The organism is Burkholderia alba (assembly GCF_034721475.1).
Lineage (GTDB): Bacteria > Pseudomonadota > Gammaproteobacteria > Burkholderiales > Burkholderiaceae > Burkholderia > Burkholderia alba.
The window spans coordinates 1-21,459 of record NZ_JAWJWL010000025.1; the positions used below are offsets into that span (position 1 = coordinate 1).

A 21,459-nucleotide genomic window follows, 5' to 3' on the forward strand; every position below is an offset into this window, starting at 1 on the left:
CCAGGTCGCCGACGTAGCGCTCGGCCTGTTCGAGTGACCACTGCTCGAACGTATAGGTCCAGATGTCCTCGAGATCGGCCTCGGCCAACGGCGTTAGCCTGACCGCCCGGGCCTTAGCCCGCATGCTTGGCACGCATGCGCGCGAGGAACCCCTGACCGTCGAAAGCCGCCGGCTCGCCGGAGGCCTCGCCGGCGCGGAGCGCTTCCTGCAGGGCCCGCAGCTCGGTTTCCTGGGTCTCGAGCAGGCGCAGGCCCGCCCGAACCACGTCGCTGGCCGAGCCGTAGCGGCCAGACGCGACCTGGGTGTCCACAAACTGGGTCAGATGATCCCCCAGAGAGATCGATGTATTCCGCGGCATCGCGCACCTCCTCATGATGCGTCGATCATATACCAAAATTTGGTATCGCTTGCGACGATGCCACCGACAGTACTCGCGATAAGCATGGTTATCAGATGGGAAAGTTTTGGTAAGACGTCCATCGAACGGCGGGTGCCGGGCAATAAAAACCCGGCCGGGGCCGGGTGGCATGAGCGAAATCCACGGTGTGAGCGGCTTCAACGTGACGGGCCGCTCAAATCTGCTTGAGCGGATGAGCCGACTAGGAAGCGCGCTCAAAAAGACAGACGTCGCCACGGCGAGCTCCCACAAACCCGTCATGACCGCGCCGGATCCGCCCAGACCTGCCCCGCCACAAGAACAGACTCCGCGTGTTGGCCCGGATCCGAAAGATGCCCGCCGGCCTCATTCGCCAAGGAACTCGCTCCGTCAACTGGCCACGGCGGCCCGCTGTTTAGTACCCCGCCTCCCGCAGGTGACGGATCGTCAGGATCGCCACACCGTCGTCATCAACACGGTACAACACCACGTAACCACTATCTCCGAAATCGATCAACCACTCACGGAATTCTGCATCCATCTCGTCCATCGGGCGGCCCAGCCGTGGCTGGTCGACCAGGACGTTCACGCCGGCGCGGATCGCCTTCACCGCACGCTGCGCTGCAGCTGCATCCTGAACCGCCAGAAATCGGTGTAGGCGCTGTACGGCCCGCTGCGCATGACGCGTCCAGATCAGCTTCAGTTGTGGCACTCAGGCGGCTCCACGTCGTCGCCCGCCCCAAGTTTTGCGAGATATGCGTCCATTTCTTGGTGCGTGACGTGCAACCCTGTGGTCTGGTAGTCCTGCCAGGCCTGCATCGCTTCTTGTTTGAACGACTCGCGTTTTTCTTCGCGCTCGACATACTGGGCAATCGCTTCCCGCATGATCCAGTGCGGCGTGCGGCGCCGCTGTTCAGCCAGGTACCGCACTCGGTCTTGCAGACCGGCATCGAGTTTGATCGAGGTAGCCATAACGGTGGATATCCAAAGGTATTACCTAGTATCAGATTACGCCCGCGCGGGAATTGGCACAAGTACCTCGCGGACAAGTACGCCGAAGGAGCGGTGACGACGCGGTGTACGGCACCGACAAGTCAGCGCACCCGATACAGATGACTGATGCGCAAATTGAGGCATGCTGGCAGAGACCTGTCGAACATCCTCCGTCCCATGCCACCCTACCTTGCCCATCTACCAACGCACACCATGCGACTGACTTGTCCGGTTTCTACGTAGAAATCACCTCGAGTACTTTCGGTCGCCGACCGATTTCTACGTAGAAACCGCTGTTTAATAGGGCTCGCGGGTCACGAAGCCCGGACTGATCTCCCCAATCTTGAGGCAGGCGGGCGCAGGCTGAGCCTACAGATCACGCACTATCGGAAGTTCATCCTGTGGGACGGCGACAAGAATTTTCATTTCGACGAGGCGCAGCAGGCGCGCCTCGCGAATTTGGTCAAGGCCACGCGCGAGCACCCGGATTTCGCTCCCTACGAAAAGGCTGCTCGGTTGACGTGGGGGGCTATCTAAGGTTGCTTCGCGGACGCTGTCACGGCCGGCCGTCTCGGCGCAATCGACGACGTGCATCGTTCGTCGCGTCGGCGGCTATTCCACAGGAGTACCAAGTTTCCGACAAGCCAAAATCATGGCAGTGTACGCATTGTTGGTCATCGGATCCCCCCACCGTTCTGGATTGTCATTCATATATTTTTCGACGATGGCCGCCATCTGCACGTTGGTCATTCCATGATTGACAGCGCAATCATGCAGCTTTACGGCATGCGGCAAATCCTTCATCGCGATAGCCGGCGCGTAGAAGATTCCATCGAAAACTCCTTCCAGATAGCGCTGCTTTTCCAGCGTGCTGAACTGTCGATACGCGTTCCCGTCAACGAATTCTCCGGGTAGGAAGATACGTGGGGGCATGTTCTGCGCTCCGCACGCCACCGATGCAGCTGTCAGGACGAGGCCGATGCCAAGATTTTTCATGGAGTCCTCTTCGATGCTATTGGAGTAGGACGCGAGTTCGTCATGCGCCGGTGTGACCGTATGCGGAGGCATTGGAATACGCGCGCTCGTCCGAGTCGAAATTCAGGCACGCGATCGGCAGGCCTTTCGCGCGCGGCGCCGTGAACTCGGTGCGCGTGCAGGTGCGCGGCGGCGGCAGCTCCAGCTGCTGGGAACGGTTTGCCACGGAATCGGGTTCCTCAAATATTGCCGATGCCCGGAACGGGCTGATCGTCGGGATACAGGATGGCGTCCGTGATCCGCCCGGCGACGCCATCGAGATCGGGGAACAGCACGCCGCGGTTAATGCCGGCCGTCTGCAGCTGGGCGCGGATCCGGCCGAATTCTTTGCCTGGAATGCGGATGTAGCGCAGACGGTCGCGAAATTCAGGGTTGGTGTCGAGCGCGAAGTACGTCGTGTCAGCCCATTCTGCTTCCCGCGATGCATCGTGAACCAACCATCCTGAGCAGCGATGCGGCGGGATACGTGACGCGGCTTGAGCAGGTGTGTTTGGCCAAGACTGAGAGGATTTTTTCTCTCCTCGAGCGAGATCAGATCGCCATGCGTGCCTGGCAACATCCAGACCGCGCCCGGTAACACACCGCCTCCGTCCGGTGCCTCGCACGAGCAGTTCTTGCACGGGCTCTCGACGGCGGGCTTTTTCACGGCGAACCAGAGGGCCGCCAACGCACTCCCCGACCAATCTAGCAAGCGGGTCGGCATGGCGTGGTGTTGTGCGATCGCGAACCAGTCAGCATCTGTCAGCTCCACCGTCGATTCCACATGAGGAAGGGCACGCTGCTTGAACTCGTTGAGCATGCGGTCCTCGGTGTTGGGCCGCCGACGTTTGCGGTACGGCGATCGTCCGATGGCTGGCACAAGCCGCCACGCCTCGACCTCCTGGCCGCGAAATAGTGGGAAATCGAGATTCATCACGGGGACGCCGGCGAGCCATTCGTCAACGAGCTGTAGAAAGCTGGCGAGGTCAGCAGCCTCGCCGACACATTGGGCTTCGCGTCAAGATCGGACGAGGGGCTCATCGGTGAATCCTTCGTTAGTGGGTCACGGTATAGCCCTGGGACTGCGTTGTCTACGGCGCGCGGACACACTACGTTGCCAGCGCGCACCGAGCCGGCCTAGCGGGGCTCCGGGTCAGCAGCTGGGGTGGGCGCACTCACCTGGTGACGATTCAGCAGAAAGTGCGCCGCAGCCACCGTCGCATGCTTCACGAAAACTGCGTAACCGGGGTCGAGCGGCGGCAGATGGCTCGACGTTCCATGCGCGGTGCCGAAGTGCGTACGCAGCGCGCCGATTCCGCCGCAGATCGAGCGGATACCGCTGAGCAGTTGCTCGACGTCGTCTTTCAGTTCGCGCTCGGCCGGCCAATCCAGACTATTCTGGCACGCCTTGACGAGCGGCCCCATCGATTTGTCGTCCGGCAACTCGATGCCGCGCTCACGCAGCACCTTCGCGCACACCGCCTCAAGAAATCGGCTGCAGCGCGTCTGCGGTGTCGTTGTGCGTCGCCTCGACCGCTTCTTACGAGAGCCGCCCCAAGTTTTCGTCACCGATGGCGGCGAGGTTCGCGCTCATCTCGGCATCGATCAGCGTCGATTCGGTTTCGATGATCCTCTTCACCGCCCCCAACGATCCGTCGATGCTGGCCTCCCTTGCGGCCAACTATTCTCCGATCCGTTTGAACAGCGAAGCCAAAACCACGTCATCCATCAGCCGTTCGCGCCACACCGGCTCGCATTCGGGGAGGTGCATGCTCCGCCACGGCCGCTCATCCTCGGCGACCTCGTGATGGTCGGCTTGGGTTAAGACTCTGTGGAAATCAACAGGCGTCAAACCGTTGTTCCAGTTCAGCAAGCGTCAAGCCGCCATCGCACGCGGTCGAGATGGCACGGGAAAATTCGTCTCCGACTGCTGCGGTGTTCGCCGCGAGGTAATGCAACATCGTGAGCCTGTTCTGGCACAGCGACTCGGGATCGTCGAGTTGATTCGGGAGGATTGTGTGCACCGTCATCGCGTTCGCCCGGCACCACGCGTCGAGCGCCGGGTACACGCGAAGCCCCTTTGCAGCGATCATCGCTTCGGATGATCACAAAACCAGATGCAGCTGCTCGCCGTAGTCCGTGCAAACCCAGAAGTCCGCAGCCCGACTCCCTCTCGCCTCCGGGGCGAGCAGCGGTCGCTCGCAATAGGTAACCACTTGTGGGCGGATTCCAGCCGCAGCCAGAGCTGAAGCGCGCTTCGCGCCAAACAACGTTAGCCTCCTGCCGACCTTGGGACCGAACACGTCGAATCGATGCGCGCCGTACGGACGCACGTCGGTGGCCGCCTTTCGGAAACGTGGTGAACGCATCGCGCGCTCCATGCAATCTATGCACACGTTTTACTACACGAAAGGTGGGAGTGACGGATAGGGAAACCGCTAGGGCTAGAAGGCGCGTTGGTGGATCCATCAAATACTACGAAACACGTACCAAACGATACGAATTGAATCCCAACTGATGTTGAACAGGAAGAGCGGCCTTTTCAGTAGGCTTTCCGGCACTAAAAACGCGCCTCATTCAAGAAGTTCGTGAAACATCAACACATGAAACGCGAAATGCCTTTTCGAAACAATCCGTTAGGCGAAGCGCCTCTTATTTTACGATGTTCCACGAGATTGCGATATCCAGGCCGTCGAGCGACTGAGATTTCCAACATTTCCTTCTCCACAACGAGATTTCCGACTCTTCTTTCCGAAATTGGAGAAGCGAATCTTGTTCATCTGAGGCCCGCCGACCACGTTCCACATGGATCGGCTCCGTCGAGCCGGTAGAAGTTTTACTTCATCGGACGCCAGCGATCGGTTCGGCGTCATCGCCCTACCCTCGCCCCGTCGTCGCCGGTCAGCGCGCGGGACTGTATCGAACAACACGGTTTTCGTATCCCTCTCGCAATCGCCCATGCCGATCGCCAACGACCCTGACGTGCTCGATGTCGAGTTTCGCGAACTGCCGGCCGCCCCGCGCCGAGCGACCACACCGGCAGCCCGGCGCAAGTCGCGTTCGCGCCAGGCGCGGCGCGAGGCAACCGCGCAGCGTCGGATCGGCCTGCAGCACCTCTCGTTCTTTCGTGGTTACCTGGAAGGACTGGATCTCGCCGAGCTGGCCGACCAGTACCTGGAGTTCGGGCGCGACGCCCGCAAAGCCGCCGCGACGCGCAGCTAGCTGGTGACCTCGTTCGTCGCAGCGGCCCGCAAGCGCCAGGACTTCGCGACCGCCCGCCTGCTCTCGATCCGGCCAGCAGCACTCGCCGCAACGGCGGCGGCCGACACCGCGGTGTCGGCCGCGCCATCGCTGGAGGACTTCGCCGCCACCCACGATCCGGACGGCTTCTATACCGAGAAGGGGCTGCTCGACCTGTTCGCCGCGCAACACGCCGGCGCGGACACCGACGCCGGCGCGACTTTGCGTCGACAGCAGCGCAACGCGCGCCTGCGCGCCCGGCAGATGGCCGCCCTCGAGGACCCGAAACCCGACCATCACGAGCTCGGCTGGTTCGACACTGCCGTCGCGCTGCGCCTGTCCGACGTCGGCCTCACGACGATCGGCAAGCTGGTCGAGACCATCAACGCGGTCGGTTACCGCTGGTATCGACGCGTCCCGCGCCTCGGCGAGGTCGGCGCACGGCGCATCACCGCCTGGCTCGCCCACTACGAGGATCTGGCCGGCCTGCGGCTGAGCGCCGGCGTGCTGATCCACCCGTCCGAGCGCACCCTGCCGCGCCCGACGCTCACGGCCGGCCCCGTCACCGCGATCGTGCCGCTCGAGCGATTTTTGCTGCCGCCCGAGCTCGACGGATTACACGGCACGCATCGGAATCTGGTCAAGAACAACAGCCGCGCCAACGACGACCGCGAGGCGATCGACTTCTGGCTCGCCGACTACGAGAACCCGAACACCCGGCAACGCTACCTCACCGAAGCCAAACGGCTGCTGTTGTGGGTGATCTTCGTGAAGCGCAAGGCGCTATCGAGCATCGACACCGGCGATGCGCGCGACTACATCAACGGTTTCCTGGTCGATCCGCAGCCAGCTGCCCAATGGGTGATGACCGGCACCGCGCCGCGCGATGCCCTCGGCTGGCGTCCGTTCCGCGGCCCGTTGTCGCTCAAGAGCCGTCAGGACGCGCTGTCCGCGCTCAAGAAATTCTTCAGCGAGCTGGTCGAGGCGCAGTATCTGGATCACAACGCTTTCGCGAAGGTTCGCGTGTTCAGCGGAACCACACTCGGTTCTGCCGGCAACGAGCGGCGCGTCGCCGCGAAGTCCCGCCTCCAGATCGAGCACGGCCTGACCACGGACGCTTGGCGCTTCGCCCTGGGCTTTGCATACAGCACCGGCCTGCGCCGAGCCGAGTTGTGCGGAGCCTTCACGGACGACGTGCAAGAGCGCTTCGTGCCGCTGGGGCCGGCCGTACTGGAGTTGATGGGTGACTATCTGGAATCTCGAGAGCTACCGCGCGATCCACTCGCCTGTCCGGCCGCGACGCCGCTGATACCGGCACTGCTGTCCAACGTGGAGGTCAGCCAGATTCGGCGAAACGCGAAAACGAGCGGCACCGACACGGCGCCCGAACTCGCGGAGCGCGCACGTCGAACCGGGCCCATACATCCGGTGCAGCTCTATAAGGCGATCAAACAGTTTTTCGGTACAGCGGCCATCGCGGCGCTTCGCGAGGACTCGCCCCATGCGCGCGCCTTCAGCGCAGCCAGTCCGCACTGGCTGCGCCATACGTTTGTGTCGCATGCGCTCATCAATGGGATGAGCCTCGAGAGCGCACGGAATTTGGCAGGGCACGACTCGCTCGACACAACTTCGATCTATGCCACGGCGGAACTCGGCCGGCAGTACCGGAAGGCAGAGACCTTCCTCCGGCTGACTTCAACCCAACGGACGTGATCTAGATGGGCCGTGGCAATTGCCCCCTAGGCGCGATCGACGCTGATTGCGGGCGTCATTTCCGCAGGGAAACTGCCGTGCATCAGAGCACTCGTGGTGGTCGAGCTACGTAGCCGCTCAAAGGTGCCGAGGCAGGGGTTGGACAAGCTACTCCCAGATTAAGTCCGGGATACTTTTCTCGATGCCGTCAAACTCCCAGATAATCTACGACTTCAGCCTCGGTGGCTGGGTATCTCCCAGATAATCTCGGACTTCGGCACATCCGCCTGCGCATCGCACTATGCGGTGGGCGGCGAAAACTCAGTATATAAGGCTGCTGGCGTCGGGGGCTTCGCTAGACAGCTGCTGCAACACCACCGCACTCGTGTCCCAAGTTGGGACAAACAGGACAGGATGTGGCGCCAAAGTCATACTGTCCCAACTTGGGACAGCGGGGGACCGTTCGGCATCGCCCGATACGCCAGAACAAAAAAAGCCCGCATCTCGCGGGCTCATGACACCGGGGCTTACCCCGTAGTACCGAATAGCTCGGCAAGTAGGCTTCGGATCCGCTCCTCCTGCTGAGCGTCCAACATCCCTGGCCTGATCTTTACCGTGAAGCCGCTCGAATCCTTGGTAATCGACCCAGCCTGATTCTTGCCCGCGAAAATCTTTTCGATACTACGATCGCGAACCGATGCGGGTTTGCCACCGCTCTCTACGGTCAATTTGATGTTCCGACCGAATCTCGTCTGGTCCAATTCACCAGAGACGACATCAGGCCAGTGGGTCTTGGCCGCATCAACAGCGATCTCGCCATGCTTCTTTAAGACAGATACGACGGCCTCCGCAGCCGTCGCGCCAAGAAGGCTAGGCTGCAGGTCGAGGTCCTTGATGATGAAGTCTGGAAGATCCGCAAACGACAAGAGGCGATACAGATCCGATCGTGCCATACCAAGCGCGGAAGCCATCTGGCTTCGATTCGGAAACTCTTTCTCCGTCTGTCGAATCGACAACGAGATCTCGTAGTCACTCAGGCCATCTCGAACGATATTCTCGGCCAACGCCAGCATGGCCATGTCTTGATCTGAAATCTCGACCTGGACGACCCGAATCGACTCCTTCCCAATGAGTCGGTGAGCACGCCATCGCCGTTCACCAGCAACGATCTCGTATCCATCCGAAACAGGACGGACAACGATCGGTTGAATAAGTCCGCTCGCACGAATGCTAGAGGCAAGCTCATTCAATTTTCCTTCGTTGAAAACTCGACGAGGTTGCCATGGGTTCGGGCGAATGTCTGCAACTGGTACCTCGGCAGTCGCGGCGCCGGCCGCAGCCTTCTCCAACTCAGCAATTCGCTCTTGCGCGTTGGCGAGCGCGCTTGCCATTCCTGGCCCAGTCCGTGGAGCCGTTGGCTTCCGGTCCGGATCCAGGTCAATGTCTTTTGCGGAACGCAGCTCCGCAGTCTTGGCCATCATTTTTTCGCGGATGCTGCTCATTTCCTCTTCCTCCATTCCTCCACGTACGAATCATCAATCCAACGGCAGTAGTCCATCAACGGCTGCCGAACTCTCGCAACCGTCTTCGCCACGCTGTCCGAGCGACTAAGATCGAACACTGTAGAGAACGCGAGCGCCCCATTAGACATTACCGAACTGGCAGGAATCTCTGTCGTGTGCAACCAGTCACCGTACGCACGCTGTGCCCAAGACCGTACAACTGGAGCGGATGAGGTGACACCGTAGTCGACCTTCGAGAGCACAACCGAGATGAAGTCATATGTCTTCTCAACCTCATGCGCGGCAAAGCCTTGTGCAACGTCCGCGAACAGCGACCAGAAGGACACTGACGAAATAAAGTCGAGGCTCTCCGGAACGAGAGGCATCACCATGGAGTCCGCCGCCATTAACCCATTCAAGGTCATGTACGACAGCGACGGAGCCGTATCGAGCACGATGTAGTCGTAGTGCTTCCGGAGAGGCTCTAGGCCTTGCCGAAGAACTGACCAGAACTGATAGTTCGCCTTTGTCTTTTGCATCGCCGGAAGGAAGTACTCCGCGTGATGCAGAAAGTTATGCGCCGGAATGAGATCAATACCATCCCAATAGGTCGACTGGATAACGGCTCCGAGACCACCCTCGACGTTCTGGTCGAAGATGTACGGAAGAACGGTATCGTCTTCAGAGACATCCTTTTCGGCATAAAGGCCGCAGAGTTCCGAAAGGGAGGCCTGAGGATCCAGATCGATCACAAGCACCTTGCGACCACGAAGACTCAAACCTTGTGCAATGCACATAGTCATCGTCGTCTTGGTCGACCCGCCCTTAAAGTTCGCAATGGTCAAGACTTTCCCTTCATGATCCCGAGTTCCGGTTACGAGGGGCGTCTGATAGATGTCCGATACCTGTTGGACCCAAGTTCGAACTTCGGCGAGAGAGAAGAGTCTGGTACGTCCCGTCCCATTTGCAATGCCCGGCGGCAAGGTTCCGCCTTCCTTCGACGCTTCATAGTGGACCTTTGCGCGATCGATACCGCAAAGATCCGCTAGTTCCGAAGTTGTGAAGACCGGTGCGGTTTTCCGCGGCCGCGGTGCAAGAATTTGATCCCGCAGCTCATTGGTCATTACGGCCAATCGATCGGCAAACTCGCCGAGCCTTGGGAGATTCACACGGCGGTCAATTTCAGGCAGCTCACTCAATTTCATTGTGTCTAGAACCTCCGCGATAATCGGCAAGAGAGTGTTTCTACGGTTTTGATGGTGATTCGCACAAAACCGTAGAATACGCGGTGCCTCTAGCAATAGCCAGTGAATTTGTGCCTGAGTACGACAAAAAGGCTGAACCTACGGCAGCCGCGCAACACAAGGAATCTGTGCTGGCGCCCATCCGGCGGTCCTCCCGACCTCCAACCGCAGCAGGGTGTAAGGCTCCAATCGATCCATCGACCATCGTTTGATTGCACAAAACACCTCACCTTTGGAAAGAGGCCATGGGGCGAGATCGCAATGTTTTGCAAGAGCTACACAAAACACCTCACCTTTCGGACCATAGATCCGAGGTCGTTCTACAGTCAATTCGGCAGAAATTGCGCTCCGCATGAGCCTGGATGCCTAATTTTCCATCCATAGCAAAGGCTATTATGTAGATTTGTCCCTGATTTTTCGTTCGCGCCTGCAGCACCAGTGGTCTGTTTTTATCTAAAACATAAACCAACTCACAAACCACAGGCACAGCGGAATCGTTTGAAAACAATGCTTTAACCATCGAAAGGTGAGGCGAAATGTGCTGACGGTGCTGTGAATTGCTCCAAAAGGTGTGATTTTTCCCCCGGGAAGGTGAGGTAAAACAGCGCCCAAGGTGAGGTGTTTGGGCGGAAGGGTGAGGTGATTTGGTACTTGAGGTGAGAAGGTTTGTGGTCGGGTGATCGCCAAGGTGAGGTAGTCTGTGTTGACAGGTCACTATAGCGCGCATATTCTACCGGCCATATGCACAAACGACATGGAGTGGTGACCGAATGGCCGAGGCTGGGCAACTTGCGACGTCGAGGCAACTCGCGTTGGCGCTATTCGAAGATGCCACTGCCGAAGGACTAGCGGTTGATGCCGCCCGCTCCGATGTTGGATTCGCGCGAAAGAATATTCTCATTCGGATCGTGGACCTTGGAGTTGCGGCGCGGCGGTTGATCGATGCTGCGTACTTCATCGTCGCACAGGAAGATCGTGTTCACGACCTGTATGACGTCGAACTCGATTACTTCAAATGGCTGATGCGGTATTCAAGTCGGAACAATGCGCATTTGGAGCAGGTCATCACCGAGGCCCAAAAGGCACTGATTCAAGCCACTACCGCGCCGACACCGGATGGTGACAAGCCGTTTGGATCAGTGCAGCTGATCGGGCGAGTTTCGTTCCAAGGTGGGCGTTTCCAGTTTCGCATTCCCACTGACCTGATCTCAATCATCCGGGGCCCCGGCAAGTCCCATTGGTTGAGCTTGCGGATCACATCGATTTTCACTCTTAGCTACGCGCGGGTCATGTATGACCATCTGCTTCCATTTGCTGACGACGGGAGCACGGACTGGCTCACTCTCGACGAACTTCGAGGCTGGCAAGGGGAGATGGGCGCTAACGCGCTAGTTTTCAAATACTTCAAGCGGGATTGGCTTGAGCCCGCCGTCAAACAGATTAACGAGCTTTCCGACATTACATTGGAGTACGAAACAAGGAACGAACCGGGGTCACGCAAGATTGGGAGACTGCGATTTCGGATCTCTCGGAAGGACGTCGCTGAGCGGGTTCTCCACACATATGAGGAAGCCCAAGAGATCTATCGCGTCTTGAAGCAAGAGTTCGGCCTGTCAAGTGACCAGCTGAACCAGATTGGTGCCAATCGCGGCACATATACTGACGATCGGCTCCATTTAGCGATCGAGCGAACCCGGTTTAGCCTGAAACTCGGAAAGGTATCAAAGAGCCCTGCAGGTTTCTTCATGAAGGCGTTGAAGGAGGGGTGGGTCGTATCGGACGCCGAGCGGGAAATGGTTACTGTTCAACAGACGCTCGCCCTGGCTGAGCAGCGCGAGCAAGACGATAGGGCCAAGACCCAATCCATTGCGGCGCTTCAAACGGCTGCTCAGGAATCGAGCGCTCAAGACCGTATGCGAGAAGAGGCGCGCTCTGGCCGCGCGCAGTACGATGCCGCCGAGCAGAGGCAGAAAGATGAATGGCTTCGCACATACCTCTCGTCATCGGGCGGAAAGATCATGCTGCGTCGCTTGAAATTGAATCCTGACGACGTTGATGAGGCAACGGTACTCGGAGATGTCGACCTCGTTGGGGATTTCGCGCGGTTCGTTTTCAACAAAACGAAGTCGAAAGCAAAAGGCCCGGGGCCACGAGCGCGAGCCGGATAGCGAGCTGCTTGCGACTGTACCTATACCTCCAGGCGGTATTGGATGCCGGCCCGATAGGCGATTCGAACCACCGTCAGAATTTTACAGTTCCCAACAATGAACAGTCCAGCCTCCAGTAGGCGCGTCGGAGCAAGTTGGGAAACGAAGGTCTTCGCTCGGGCGTCCAGCGCATCCCGGCCGTCTCTATCTGACAGCGGCTCAATACGCTTAAGGTCTGCCGGCAGGACTTTGGCAAGAGTCAGGACGCATCCCATCACATACGCCGGCAGAGACGCGAACGCCACCGCCACCGCCAGCTTTGCCTCTTCGATCGACAACTCGCTATTTTTAGCGATGGATGCGAGCGAAGGCGCACACCCCATCGATAGCGCGCGCAATTTCAGTTCCGATAGCAACGAAGCAAAGTGAATCGCGCTTCGCTCTGTATTGCGCTACTCGCTCGGTCAGTTTCCGCGAGGAGAACTTAGCCGATCCTCTGTATGCGTCGATAGTATGCCGTACTGTCGGCTCGGGTACCCCGATCTCGCCCGCAATCTCAGCGCTCGACTGCCAAACCTCTTCCGCAACGACCTGGCAGAATATTTCCCCGACGAGCATGGCTGGTTGCTTCGATCGTACAGCCATTGTGTACCTGCTGAGGTACCGGATTCTGTCGTCGAGCCGCTTCGAAATAGAAAAGGTTGGAATCATTTGGCGCGCAGGATGGCATTGATGAGCTCGGCGATGTCCGGAGCTTCGCGAAGTACGGAGGGCGGCCTGTCGGACTCGACGACGAGGTGCCTCCTGTTTGCTGATACCGACACCGTGACCTCGTCCGGTCGTGGCGGGGCGCCGGTTAGCAACGCGTGTTCGATCTCCTTGATGGACAAACCACGCGGTTGTTTGCTGGCACGTTCAGCGACGATCGTGTCTCCCAATTGCCCGGAAAGGAAATCAAAGCTGTCTGCTACCGAAAACGTAATCCGCGCTTCGCCGCCGGCAGCATCGATGAGAGCTTTCGGAAGCCGAGCAGCAGTCATGGACCGGGATACGTTCGATGCGGACACTGTGAGATCTGCCGCCATCGTCGCTTGGCTCGACCAGAGACCCTGCTGGAGCATCGCGGTGTAAAACTGGCCTAGGCGCAATATCGAGGCTCCGTTGGCGCGCAATCGACTCTATGTGTCGAAATGGCCGTTCTCCTGTCCGGCTCGTTGTGAGCCGAAAAATCGTGTGTCATGGCGTGTGTGCTGATTGATGCGAAATTCAGGATGAATCTGGATAATATTCAGGAAAATTTCAAATATTATTGCAAATTCCGAAATAATACCCTCAACCGGTTGAGGGGTGGGAGCGACGTCGCCGCCCTTTCGAAATCCTCGGTCGAAGCGGCATAAGCATGTGTTTTTAAAGGGGGTATTTCCTCCGTTGTGATCGATCGCCGCGCTGCGGGAAGGGCAAAAGGCGCACGCAATTTTTGCAAACTGAGCGCGTGAAGGAACGTAAAACGGTACCCCACAAATGCATTGGCGTTCCTGGCAAAAGCTCACGATTTTCATAGGGCTTTTTGCCGAATGCCCGTCAACCGGTTGAGCGCTCCCGCCGTTCGACGCGGCGCGATCCCGTGTCGCGAAAAGGTCCCCGAAATGACGGCTCTTTTCCCACGTGCCGTTGTCGCCTCGGCTGTTCCAATTGATCCGTCCCAATTGGAACTCCGTGATGCGACTCCCCAGACTCTTTCCCCGTAGCAAGAAGCAGGTCGCCCTGTCGCCGGCGCCCGGCCACTACTCGAACGAAGATCCCGAAAAGATTATCTTCGATCAGGGGACGCGTCTGCGGATCGAAGCCAATCACTGGAAGACTTTCTGTTTCGTCCTCGCCATCATCGCCGGCGGTGCGGTGTACACCCGGCGGCCGCCGCCGTCGGTCGTGAAGGCCTATGGCGTTTCGTCGGATGCCGGCGGCAATCCATTGGTCAGGCAGCTGGCCGCGTTTAACCCCGACGACCAGGCGAAACGTACGGCGATCAAACAGGACGTTGAGCACTGGTTCACGATCGAGCCGGTGCTCACCGACGATATCCGCACCTCCCGCCTCGCCAAGAACATCAACGCCGTCAAAGCCAAGATGGTTGGCAACGCGAAGAACCAGTTCGCGGCGTGGATCAGCGACGACAAGCCGTTCGACCAGATCACGACCAATCCGAAGCTGGTCCGCGAACCGAAGGTGACCAACGTCTCGCTGCTGGAGGATTCGACGGTCGTCGTCGAATTCACGACCTCGACCCGGCAATCGCCCACTGACAAGCCTGTCGACGTCCGCTTCGCGCTGACGATGCGCTACCAGATCATTCCTCCGACCGCGGAAGACGTACTGGGCACGAATCCGTACGGCCTCTACTACCCGTTCTTCACTCTGCAAAAAACCGGCGCATGAAACGACTACGTTCCTTCCTGACCTGGGGCACGCTCGCGTTGATCGCAGCGTCGGCCAATGCGTTCGCTGCAAAGAATGCCGCGAGTCCTGTGTCGCCAATTCCCGGTTTCGATGTCGGCAGCATCATCGGCGACGCGATGAGCCCGGTGAACCCATACAACTCCGGCGCTGATCCCATCACCATGCCGGGCGACGCGCGCATGGCTGTGTTCCCCTACAGCCGCGACCAGATCTACCGCGTGATGACGGCACCGCTGAAGCTCACGACGATCGAGCTGGAGCGTGGCGAGAGCCTGATAAGCGAGCCGGCGATGGGCGACTCGGTGCAGTGGGTCATCGATACGGACGGCGCAAATCACGTGTACGTCAAGCCGACAAAGCCCGGCCTCGTCAACACGCTGCACCTGAGCACGAACAAGCGCGAGTACGAGCTGACGCTTGTGTCGTCGCCGCTCGGCGGATTGTTCTATCAGAACGTCCGCTTCAATTATCCGAATTCGCTGATGGTGAAAGTACGCACGCTCGGGAATGCCGCCGGCGACGATCGCGATGCCGACCACGCTGGTCAATCGGATTCCGGCCCGATCGGCGTGCCGCCGGAGAAGCTGAACTTCGAATACACCGTTTCCGGCACGAACTCGCTCAAACCGGAGACGGTCTTCGACGATGGCACGTTCATCTGGATCCGGATGCCGCCGCGTACGCCGTTTGCCGTCCCGACCATCAAGGATGGCGGCGACATCGTCAGCCCGAACTTCATCCGCCGTGGGCCGTACATCGTCATCCAGCGACTGGCGGACGAAATGACGCTCACGCGACCGGGCGAAGAGGTCACGATCACTCGCGGCCGTCGCGGTCTGTTCGGCTTCTGAGGTCGTTATGGCAAAGCAGATCGATCCGAGCAGCCCGGAAGAGAAAGCCTTGTTCAAGGGAAAGGTGCCGCGCAACGTCATGATTGCCATCGGCGCGATTGCTGCCCTTGGTATCGGCTCGCTGGGCTTCTACACGCAGACCGTTCAAGCAAACAAGGCGGAGGCAGAAGCGCTGAAGGCCAAGCGTGAACGTGCGGCCGAAGCAGTCGACAAAAGCAACGCTGACAAAGCCGACGTCGACAAGATCATCGAGCAGCAACAGGCCGAAGCCCGACGGCGCGCTGCAGAAGCTGCAGCCGCCGCAAGCGCCGCTGCGGCCGCGAATGCGAAGAAGCCGACCCTGTCGGCAGACGCGGTCCTGCCGAGTGCAAGCACCGGCGAGCTCAAGGCGGCGAACGACCAGGACACGATCTACGTCTCGCCGATCTTCCGCCCGGGCGTCAAGGTCAAGGACGCGCAGCCGCAGCAGCCGCAACTACCGAACGGCATGATCTCGCCGCAACAGATGCTGCTCCAGCAGGCGGCCGCTCAAGACGCTGCCATGAAAGAGGCGACGGCGCAGGCTGCACTCGCATCACGCGGTGGGTCGACGGCAGGACCAATGACGACGCAACAACGCGACAACGCGTTCATGCACGACGTCGCGCAGCTGAGCGACGGCGACAAGGACTTTGCGCGGACCGGCTTTGTCGGCCAATCGCACGGCTGCACGCTGTCGCCGCCGGCGAAGATTCCGGTTTTCTCGAACGAAGCGCTCAATTCAGATCGCCCGGGTACCGCGTCGCTGATCGTCGAAAGCGATGTGTACGCGAACAACGGTGATGGGCGTTGCCTCGTGATTCCGTGGGGCACCACCATCGTCGCGCCGTACAGCTCGGATATCCAACCGGGGCAGGAGTCCATTCTCGTCGCCGGCGCGGAGATGCGCCTGCCGAACGGCAAGCACGTCCCGCTGTACGGCGCACAAGGTGCTGACGGCGATGGCACGGCCGGCTTCAGTGGCGACGTGAACAACCACTTCCTGAAGATCTACTCGACCTCGTTCCTGACGGCGATTCTGGTTCGCGCCTTCAGCAATAGCGATCAGAGTACGACGACGGGCCCGCTTGGTGTCACCCAAGTAGGTAGCACGGGTGGGCAAATCGCGGCGCAAACCACGCAGTCGGTGCTCGACCGCTACAAAAACATCCCGCCGACGATCAAGTCGAAGCCGGGCGAACGGCACTTCATGATGAAGATCAATCGCGACATGGTGCTCGAACCGTATCGGGGGCCGCGATGATCAAGCGTATGGCTTTCGCGGCTGCAGTGGCATTGGCGAGTGCATACGCGCATTCGACGGTGATCGCGCAGGTGATCAGCCCGGTGAGCGTCGTCATTCAGGATGGCGCGGTGCGCCGCGTCGCGATGCTGCCGGGCAAGCCGGTCTATTACTGCGGCCTCGACGCGTTCGTCGAATGGGCGTCACCGCTGATCGGCCAGCCCGTGCGCAGCTCGAGCGAGGCGGGAATCACGGTCGCGATCGATGGGCGCGACGTCGCCCTGGACGACCTGTTTATCGACCGCGGTTGGCTCCAACCGCTCGTACTGGATGACGGCGCGCAGGCGGCGCTCGCCGAGCGTCGAGGTGGATGGGCGTGCTCGCGCGCGGTTGTCCCGTTCGAGCTGCTGCATACCAACGTCGATCCCAAAATCCTCGCCGGCATCGCGCTGAATGAATCGAACTACCGCGGCCGTGCGTGGCCATGGACGCTGAACGTTGCGGGTCAGGGCTTCTTCTTCAAGTCGCGCGAGGAAGCCTACAGGGCGATCGAGACGCTGCTCGCTGGCGGTCGGCTGGATTTCGACGTTGGCCTCATGCAGGTGAATTGGCGGTATCACGGCAAGCGTTTCGCGTCGGCGTGGGACGCACTCGCGCCCGCCACCAATGTCGCGGTCGCCGAGGCGATTCTGACCGAGAACTTTGCGCGGACCGACTCGGTGGCGAAGGCGGTCGCCTATTACCACAGCGCGAATCCAAACCCCGGTCGCTCGTACCTTGCGCGGTTCGTTCGACACCTTTCCCTGATCGAGGCAGGCCTGTGAAGCACACGACCAAGTTTCTCGCGTGCGCCGCGTCGGCGATCGTGTGCGCGGCCGCATCGGCGGCGAACACCGATCCGTTCGACTTCGACTACGACATCCTCGGAGGCATCTCCGAGCGGCCGGCGCTGATCTTCAACGACGGGGCGAAGACCTATATCCAGCCGCGCGCGGGGCAGGTCATCGTCGCCGAAGGTGGGCATACCGAAGGCCCGTACGTCGTCGTCGAAGGCACGCCGGCGTCGATCACGTACAAGGTCGGCGCCCATTCGGCCACGGCTCGATGGAAGAAGGCGAACACGTTCATCGGCGGCACCGGCGCACTGGCTGCGATGAAGGACGATCAACCGGCCGGATTCGATGGATTCACGAACCGTTTGGTGCTGATCGGCACGCGCTCCGCACTTGCGCCGGTTCGCGCGCTTCATGCGTCGATGCCGGTCGGTAACGTGGTCAAGTCGCTCGTTCCGCAGGGGTGGACGGGGTCCGCACAGAAGGATGTCGACCTGACGACCTCGGAGCTGTTCGCGACACGCGACGGCGAGAACTGGATGCAGGCGCTGGATCGCTTGATGGCGCAAACCGGGCTGTACGCGGATGTCGATTTCGGTGGGCGTCACGTGCGGCTGCATCGCGATGCGCCGAAGTCGGCTGCGTTGAACTATGCGTCGTCCGGCGGTGATGCCGACGAAGCAGGCCTGAATCGCGTCGTCGCGCGTGTGACGGCTGAACCGCCACCGGTGTCCCGGCTGGCCGAGCGCTTTGGTGCGCAGGCGATCCGTGATGGCGACGACACGCATATGCAGATCCGCTTCACGGCGAAACCGGCGAAGACCGTCGCGTTCAAGACGCCGGACGGGAAGCCGTTGCGCACCAGCTGGGATGAGGTCAAGAGCGTGATGACGATCGACCGCGCAGAACGTTTCATCGTGGCCGACGCGACAAACCGCGTCGAGGTATCGCGCGACGCGAAGACGGTCTACGACTTCGATCAGCCGAACGCGGCAAAGCTCGAAGCCGTGTTCGATCGCGAGGGCCGCACGTACTTCAAGTTCGCGGAATCGGTTGTGCGGGTCGGCGTGACGGATGCGCGGAACCTGGGTATCGGCGAGCAGAAAGGCCGCTACTTCATGTTCGAGGGAACCTCCGACCTGTTCACCGTGACCGCCGACGGCAACACGATCCACGTCAAGCGTCGCAAGGAAGTCACCTATCGCGAAACGCCGGACGCGACGCTGCAAGCGAGCGGAGGGCCGACGTCGTGAAGCACATCGTATCGATCGTCGCCGCCTTGATGTCGGTCACCGTGTTACCTGCCCGCGCTGACTGTCTTGACGACGCGGCCGCATTTCACCGCGTCAATCCGCGGCTGCTGCGCGTCATTGCGCAACACGAGTCGGGTATGCGGCCCAATGCCGTGAACCGGAACACGAACGGCAGCGAAGACATCGGGCTCATGCAGATCAACACGTCGTGGCTCCCGACGCTGTCGCGCTACGGCATCCGTCGCGAGCACCTCTTCAACGGCTGCGTGAGCGCGTATGTCGGGGCGTGGATTCTTGCCTCGAACGTGCGCCGTTTCGGGCCGAACTGGAAGGCAGTCGGTGCCTATAACGCGGTGACGCCGTCCAAGCAGCTCGTCTACGCCAGCGCGATCTATCGCCGCTTTATGCAACAGGGTCGGTAACCATGCAGAAGACACATTCGAATCAGGCGCGAGCACGCGCGATCGTAGCGGTAGCGCTGGCCGCCCTGAGCGCCGCGGCGACTGCGGCACCCCAAGCGGTAACGAGCTCGATTGATGCGGACGGCTGGCAGGTACTTGCCTCGGTACCGAAAGCGGCACCGGTATCGGCACCGGCAGCGGCCGACATCACGAAGCGGGAGCAGTCGCTGCAACCGCCGGTGAGCACCAGCGCGCCCGCGCTGTCGACCGACGTCGCGGCTGTCGAGTTGCCGGGCGCCGGTGCATCAGCTGCGAGCGGAACGCTGACGTTCTCGGTGACGCCGGCAGACGTGAATTTGCGCGACGCCCTCGACCGTTGGCTGCAGCAGCAGGGCTGGCAACTCGCGTGGAAGATCGACGACGACCTGCCGCTTGAATTCAACGCGTCTTTCACTGGCGACTTCACATCCGTCCTGCAGCAAGTGATGAAGGCGACGAACCACATGCGCACGCCGACGCGCGCGTGCCGCCACTCGAACAACGTCATCCGCGTGATCGCACGCGCGGGCAACTGCCAGGACTGAGAACCATGCGCGTTCACCTTTTGAAATCCACGGTCGCGATCGCAGCCGCTCTGATGGCCGCCGGTTGCGCCGTGACGCAGCAGGACGTCAACGACAGCTACGACGCGGCACACCGCACGATCTCCAACGCGCTTGGCAAGGGTCCGGCGCCGATGGCGCTCGTCGAGGATGTGCCGACCGCGTTCCTGGGGGACCGGCTGGTTCCGCTTGCCTACGAGGCGACGCTGCCGGCCGTGTTCCGCGACAAGACGGTCACGCTTCCGGCGAACCTCGGCATCAAGCAGATCGCCACGCTGATTTCGACCGCGACGGGCTATCCAGTTCACCTGAGCCCGGATGTGTTCGTGCCGCGCGACTCGCTGGTGCCCGGCCAAACGGAGTCGAAGGGGCAGAACAACGCCGCGCGAACCGAAGAGCCGATCTACCGGCAGGCGTTCACGGGCCGGTCCGGTACGTACATGAAGAACATGACGACCGACCTGGGCCTCGACTGGTCGTTCGACGGCAGCACGATCAACGTCAGTCGCTTCGTCACGCGCATGTACCAGATCGCTGCGATCCCGGGCAAGGTGTCGATCAAATCGACGATGAGCAAGGGCATGGACACGTCGACCGGCAATCAGTCGGGTAGCGGCGGTGGCGGTAGCTCCGGCGGCAACACGGGTTCGTTCTCGGCGCAGACATCGACGGGGCGCGAAGGCGAATTCGATCAGATCGCGGCGATCACGGCAGAAATCGAGAAGCTGAAGTCGCCGATGGGCCGGGTGAGCGTGAACCCGCAGAGCCGACTCGTGATGGTGTACGACACCAAGGAAGCGGCGGACAACATCGGGAAGCTGCTGAAGCACGAAAACGCGATCTCGACGCGTCAGGTGGCCATCACGGTCCGCACGATCCAGATCGCGCTGAACCGGGGCAGCCAGGCAGGCATGAACGCGGACGTTGTGTTCAATGCGATGCATGCCGGCCTCGCGCGCTACGCGATCAGCTTTGCCTCGCCGACGTCGCTTGCTACGGGCGGCGGCTCGGTCGGTGTGTCGGTGTTGCGCCCGGACGCGCCGTTCTCCGGCACGAACGCAGTCGTGAATGCGCTGAACCAGTACGGTCGCACGGTGCAGGACAACACGATGACAAAGATGACGCTCAACGGCCTGCCGGTCTCGGTGGCGTCGTTTAAGAGCGACGACTACTTGCGCTCGACCACGCCGTCGTCCGGCTCGCTGACGGCGACGTCCGGCGGTGTGCCGGGCCTGACGCCGGGCACCATCACGACTGGCGATTTCGTGAACGTCCTGCCCGCGGTCAACGATCACAACCAGATCGTCCTCGCGTACTGGGCGGACAGCTCGAAACTCAACGGCCCGTTCACCAGCGTGGGCGCCGGGTCCGGTCAGACCCAGCAGCAGATCCAGCTCGCGCACACGATCGGCACGAAGGACGACCAGATGATCGCACTGTCGGATGGGCAGACCATCGTGCTGTATGGCGCGATCACGGATCAGGCCGACAGCACGACGAATACCGGCATCGCCGGCATCACGGGTAGCTGGAACAAGGCGAAGACGTTCCAGATCATCATGCTGAAGGCGACGGTCGTCCCGTCGATGTGA

27 protein-coding genes and 1 pseudogene are annotated in these 21,459 nt (G+C 60.6%); 11 read left to right on the forward strand and 17 right to left on the reverse strand.

Going from position 1 to position 21,459, the window contains the following annotated elements; translation table 11 throughout:
* From RZR99_RS24925 to RZR99_RS24980, 12 genes and pseudogenes are all read right to left on the reverse strand, one after another.
* Positions 1-124, reverse strand: a 124-nt coding sequence (locus RZR99_RS24925; protein ID WP_323122551.1) for a type II toxin-antitoxin system RelE/ParE family toxin, incomplete at its 3' end; no start/stop codon positions are given.
* On the reverse strand, positions 114-359 hold the full coding sequence (locus RZR99_RS24930; RefSeq protein ID WP_323122445.1) for a type II toxin-antitoxin system ParD family antitoxin: 246 nt from the start codon (positions 357-359) through the stop codon (positions 114-116). The genes RZR99_RS24925 and RZR99_RS24930, both read right to left, overlap by 11 nt.
* A 433-nt stretch (positions 360-792) precedes the next feature.
* Positions 793-1,089 carry a type II toxin-antitoxin system RelE/ParE family toxin gene (locus tag RZR99_RS24935; RefSeq protein WP_323122446.1) on the reverse strand — a complete coding sequence of 99 codons (297 nt, stop codon included), beginning with the start codon at positions 1,087-1,089 and terminating at the stop codon, positions 793-795.
* Positions 1,077-1,349 carry a CopG family ribbon-helix-helix protein gene (locus RZR99_RS24940; protein ID WP_323122447.1) on the reverse strand — a complete coding sequence of 91 codons (273 nt, stop codon included), beginning with the start codon at positions 1,347-1,349 and terminating at the stop codon, positions 1,077-1,079. The genes RZR99_RS24935 and RZR99_RS24940 overlap by 13 nt, the downstream gene beginning before the upstream one ends.
* A gap of 390 nt (positions 1,350-1,739) precedes the next feature.
* On the reverse strand, positions 1,740-1,964 hold the full coding sequence (locus tag RZR99_RS24945; protein WP_323122448.1) for a hypothetical protein: 225 nt from the start codon (positions 1,962-1,964) through the stop codon (positions 1,740-1,742).
* Between the two features lie 18 nt (positions 1,965-1,982).
* Positions 1,983-2,366, reverse strand: coding sequence for a hypothetical protein (locus tag RZR99_RS24950; protein WP_323122449.1), 384 nt, complete (start codon positions 2,364-2,366; stop codon positions 1,983-1,985).
* 40 nt (positions 2,367-2,406) lie between these two features.
* Positions 2,407-2,571, reverse strand: coding sequence for a hypothetical protein (locus RZR99_RS24955; protein ID WP_323122555.1), 165 nt, complete (start codon positions 2,569-2,571; stop codon positions 2,407-2,409).
* 13 nt (positions 2,572-2,584) lie between these two features.
* Positions 2,585-2,842, reverse strand: coding sequence for a hypothetical protein (locus RZR99_RS24960; RefSeq protein WP_323122556.1), 258 nt, complete (start codon positions 2,840-2,842; stop codon positions 2,585-2,587).
* 254 nt (positions 2,843-3,096) lie between these two features.
* Positions 3,097-3,318: pseudogene (locus tag RZR99_RS24965) on the reverse strand (FRG domain-containing protein); the annotation flags it as partial.
* A 203-nt stretch (positions 3,319-3,521) separates the two neighbouring features.
* Complete coding sequence (locus RZR99_RS24970) at positions 3,522-3,851, reverse strand: abortive infection family protein (protein WP_323122450.1); 330 nt, start codon at positions 3,849-3,851, stop codon at positions 3,522-3,524.
* A gap of 73 nt (positions 3,852-3,924) precedes the next feature.
* Positions 3,925-4,065 (reverse strand): hypothetical protein, encoded by a 141-nt coding sequence (locus RZR99_RS24975; protein WP_323122451.1) that lies wholly within the window; start codon positions 4,063-4,065, stop codon positions 3,925-3,927.
* A gap of 157 nt (positions 4,066-4,222) precedes the next feature.
* Positions 4,223-4,477 carry a hypothetical protein gene (locus RZR99_RS24980; protein ID WP_323122452.1) on the reverse strand — a complete coding sequence of 85 codons (255 nt, stop codon included), beginning with the start codon at positions 4,475-4,477 and terminating at the stop codon, positions 4,223-4,225.
* An 865-nt stretch (positions 4,478-5,342) separates the two neighbouring features.
* Here RZR99_RS24980 and RZR99_RS24985 point away from each other — a divergent pair.
* Positions 5,343-5,606 carry a hypothetical protein gene (locus RZR99_RS24985; RefSeq protein WP_323122453.1) on the forward strand — a complete coding sequence of 88 codons (264 nt, stop codon included), beginning with the start codon at positions 5,343-5,345 and terminating at the stop codon, positions 5,604-5,606.
* A gap of 3 nt (positions 5,607-5,609) precedes the next feature.
* The gene (locus RZR99_RS24990; protein WP_323122454.1) at positions 5,610-7,337 is read left to right on the forward strand and encodes a phage integrase family protein; all 1,728 of its coding nucleotides are present in this window, start codon (positions 5,610-5,612) and stop codon (positions 7,335-7,337) included.
* A gap of 506 nt (positions 7,338-7,843) precedes the next feature.
* Here the strand turns inward: RZR99_RS24990 and RZR99_RS24995 are convergent.
* Together RZR99_RS24995 and RZR99_RS25000 are read right to left on the reverse strand one after the other, a co-directional pair.
* Positions 7,844-8,818: a ParB/RepB/Spo0J family partition protein gene (locus RZR99_RS24995; RefSeq protein ID WP_323122455.1), complete on the reverse strand. Its 975-nt coding sequence runs from the start codon at positions 8,816-8,818 to the stop codon at positions 7,844-7,846.
* Positions 8,815-10,023: an AAA family ATPase gene (locus RZR99_RS25000; protein ID WP_323122456.1), complete on the reverse strand. Its 1,209-nt coding sequence runs from the start codon at positions 10,021-10,023 to the stop codon at positions 8,815-8,817. The genes RZR99_RS24995 and RZR99_RS25000 overlap by 4 nt, the downstream gene beginning before the upstream one ends.
* Before the next feature lie 809 nt (positions 10,024-10,832).
* On the opposite strand from RZR99_RS25000, the gene RZR99_RS25005 reads away from it, so the two are divergent.
* A complete protein-coding gene (locus tag RZR99_RS25005) occupies positions 10,833-12,230 on the forward strand; it encodes a replication initiation protein (RefSeq protein WP_323122457.1) in 1,398 nt (465 codons plus the stop codon).
* Between the two features lie 20 nt (positions 12,231-12,250).
* On the opposite strand, the gene RZR99_RS25010 is transcribed toward RZR99_RS25005, so the two are convergent.
* From RZR99_RS25010 to RZR99_RS25020, 3 genes are all read right to left on the reverse strand, one after another.
* Positions 12,251-12,607 (reverse strand): hypothetical protein, encoded by a 357-nt coding sequence (locus tag RZR99_RS25010; protein WP_323122458.1) that lies wholly within the window; start codon positions 12,605-12,607, stop codon positions 12,251-12,253.
* Between the two features lie 309 nt (positions 12,608-12,916).
* Positions 12,917-13,249, reverse strand: coding sequence for a hypothetical protein (locus RZR99_RS25015; RefSeq protein WP_323122459.1), 333 nt, complete (start codon positions 13,247-13,249; stop codon positions 12,917-12,919).
* A gap of 138 nt (positions 13,250-13,387) precedes the next feature.
* Positions 13,388-13,915 carry a hypothetical protein gene (locus tag RZR99_RS25020; protein ID WP_323122460.1) on the reverse strand — a complete coding sequence of 176 codons (528 nt, stop codon included), beginning with the start codon at positions 13,913-13,915 and terminating at the stop codon, positions 13,388-13,390.
* A 13-nt stretch (positions 13,916-13,928) separates the two neighbouring features.
* Here RZR99_RS25020 and RZR99_RS25025 point away from each other — a divergent pair, with 13 nt between their 5' ends.
* From RZR99_RS25025 to RZR99_RS25060, 8 genes are read left to right on the forward strand one after another with little or no spacing between them, the layout of a single operon-like run.
* Positions 13,929-14,645, forward strand: coding sequence for a type IV secretion system protein (locus RZR99_RS25025; RefSeq protein ID WP_323122461.1), 717 nt, complete (start codon positions 13,929-13,931; stop codon positions 14,643-14,645).
* On the forward strand, positions 14,642-15,517 hold the full coding sequence (locus RZR99_RS25030; RefSeq protein ID WP_323122462.1) for a TrbG/VirB9 family P-type conjugative transfer protein: 876 nt from the start codon (positions 14,642-14,644) through the stop codon (positions 15,515-15,517). Before RZR99_RS25025 ends, RZR99_RS25030 begins: the two co-directional genes overlap by 4 nt.
* Before the next feature lie 7 nt (positions 15,518-15,524).
* Positions 15,525-16,799, forward strand: a complete 1,275-nt coding sequence (locus tag RZR99_RS25035) for a TrbI/VirB10 family protein (RefSeq protein WP_323122463.1) — start codon at positions 15,525-15,527, stop codon at positions 16,797-16,799.
* On the forward strand, positions 16,796-17,602 hold the full coding sequence (locus RZR99_RS25040) for a transglycosylase SLT domain-containing protein (protein ID WP_323122464.1): 807 nt from the start codon (positions 16,796-16,798) through the stop codon (positions 17,600-17,602). The genes RZR99_RS25035 and RZR99_RS25040 overlap by 4 nt, the downstream gene beginning before the upstream one ends.
* Positions 17,599-18,864 carry a TrbG/VirB9 family P-type conjugative transfer protein gene (locus RZR99_RS25045; protein ID WP_323122465.1) on the forward strand — a complete coding sequence of 422 codons (1,266 nt, stop codon included), beginning with the start codon at positions 17,599-17,601 and terminating at the stop codon, positions 18,862-18,864. The genes RZR99_RS25040 and RZR99_RS25045 overlap by 4 nt, the downstream gene beginning before the upstream one ends.
* 29 nt (positions 18,865-18,893) lie before the next feature.
* Positions 18,894-19,286 carry a lytic transglycosylase domain-containing protein gene (locus RZR99_RS25050; protein WP_323122552.1) on the forward strand — a complete coding sequence of 131 codons (393 nt, stop codon included), beginning with the start codon at positions 18,894-18,896 and terminating at the stop codon, positions 19,284-19,286.
* Between the two features lie 2 nt (positions 19,287-19,288).
* Positions 19,289-19,849 (forward strand): toxin co-regulated pilus biosynthesis Q family protein, encoded by a 561-nt coding sequence (locus tag RZR99_RS25055; RefSeq protein ID WP_323122466.1) that lies wholly within the window; start codon positions 19,289-19,291, stop codon positions 19,847-19,849.
* Positions 19,850-19,854: 5 nt separating this feature from the next.
* Positions 19,855-21,459 (forward strand): secretin N-terminal domain-containing protein, encoded by a 1,605-nt coding sequence (locus tag RZR99_RS25060; RefSeq protein WP_323122467.1) that lies wholly within the window; start codon positions 19,855-19,857, stop codon positions 21,457-21,459.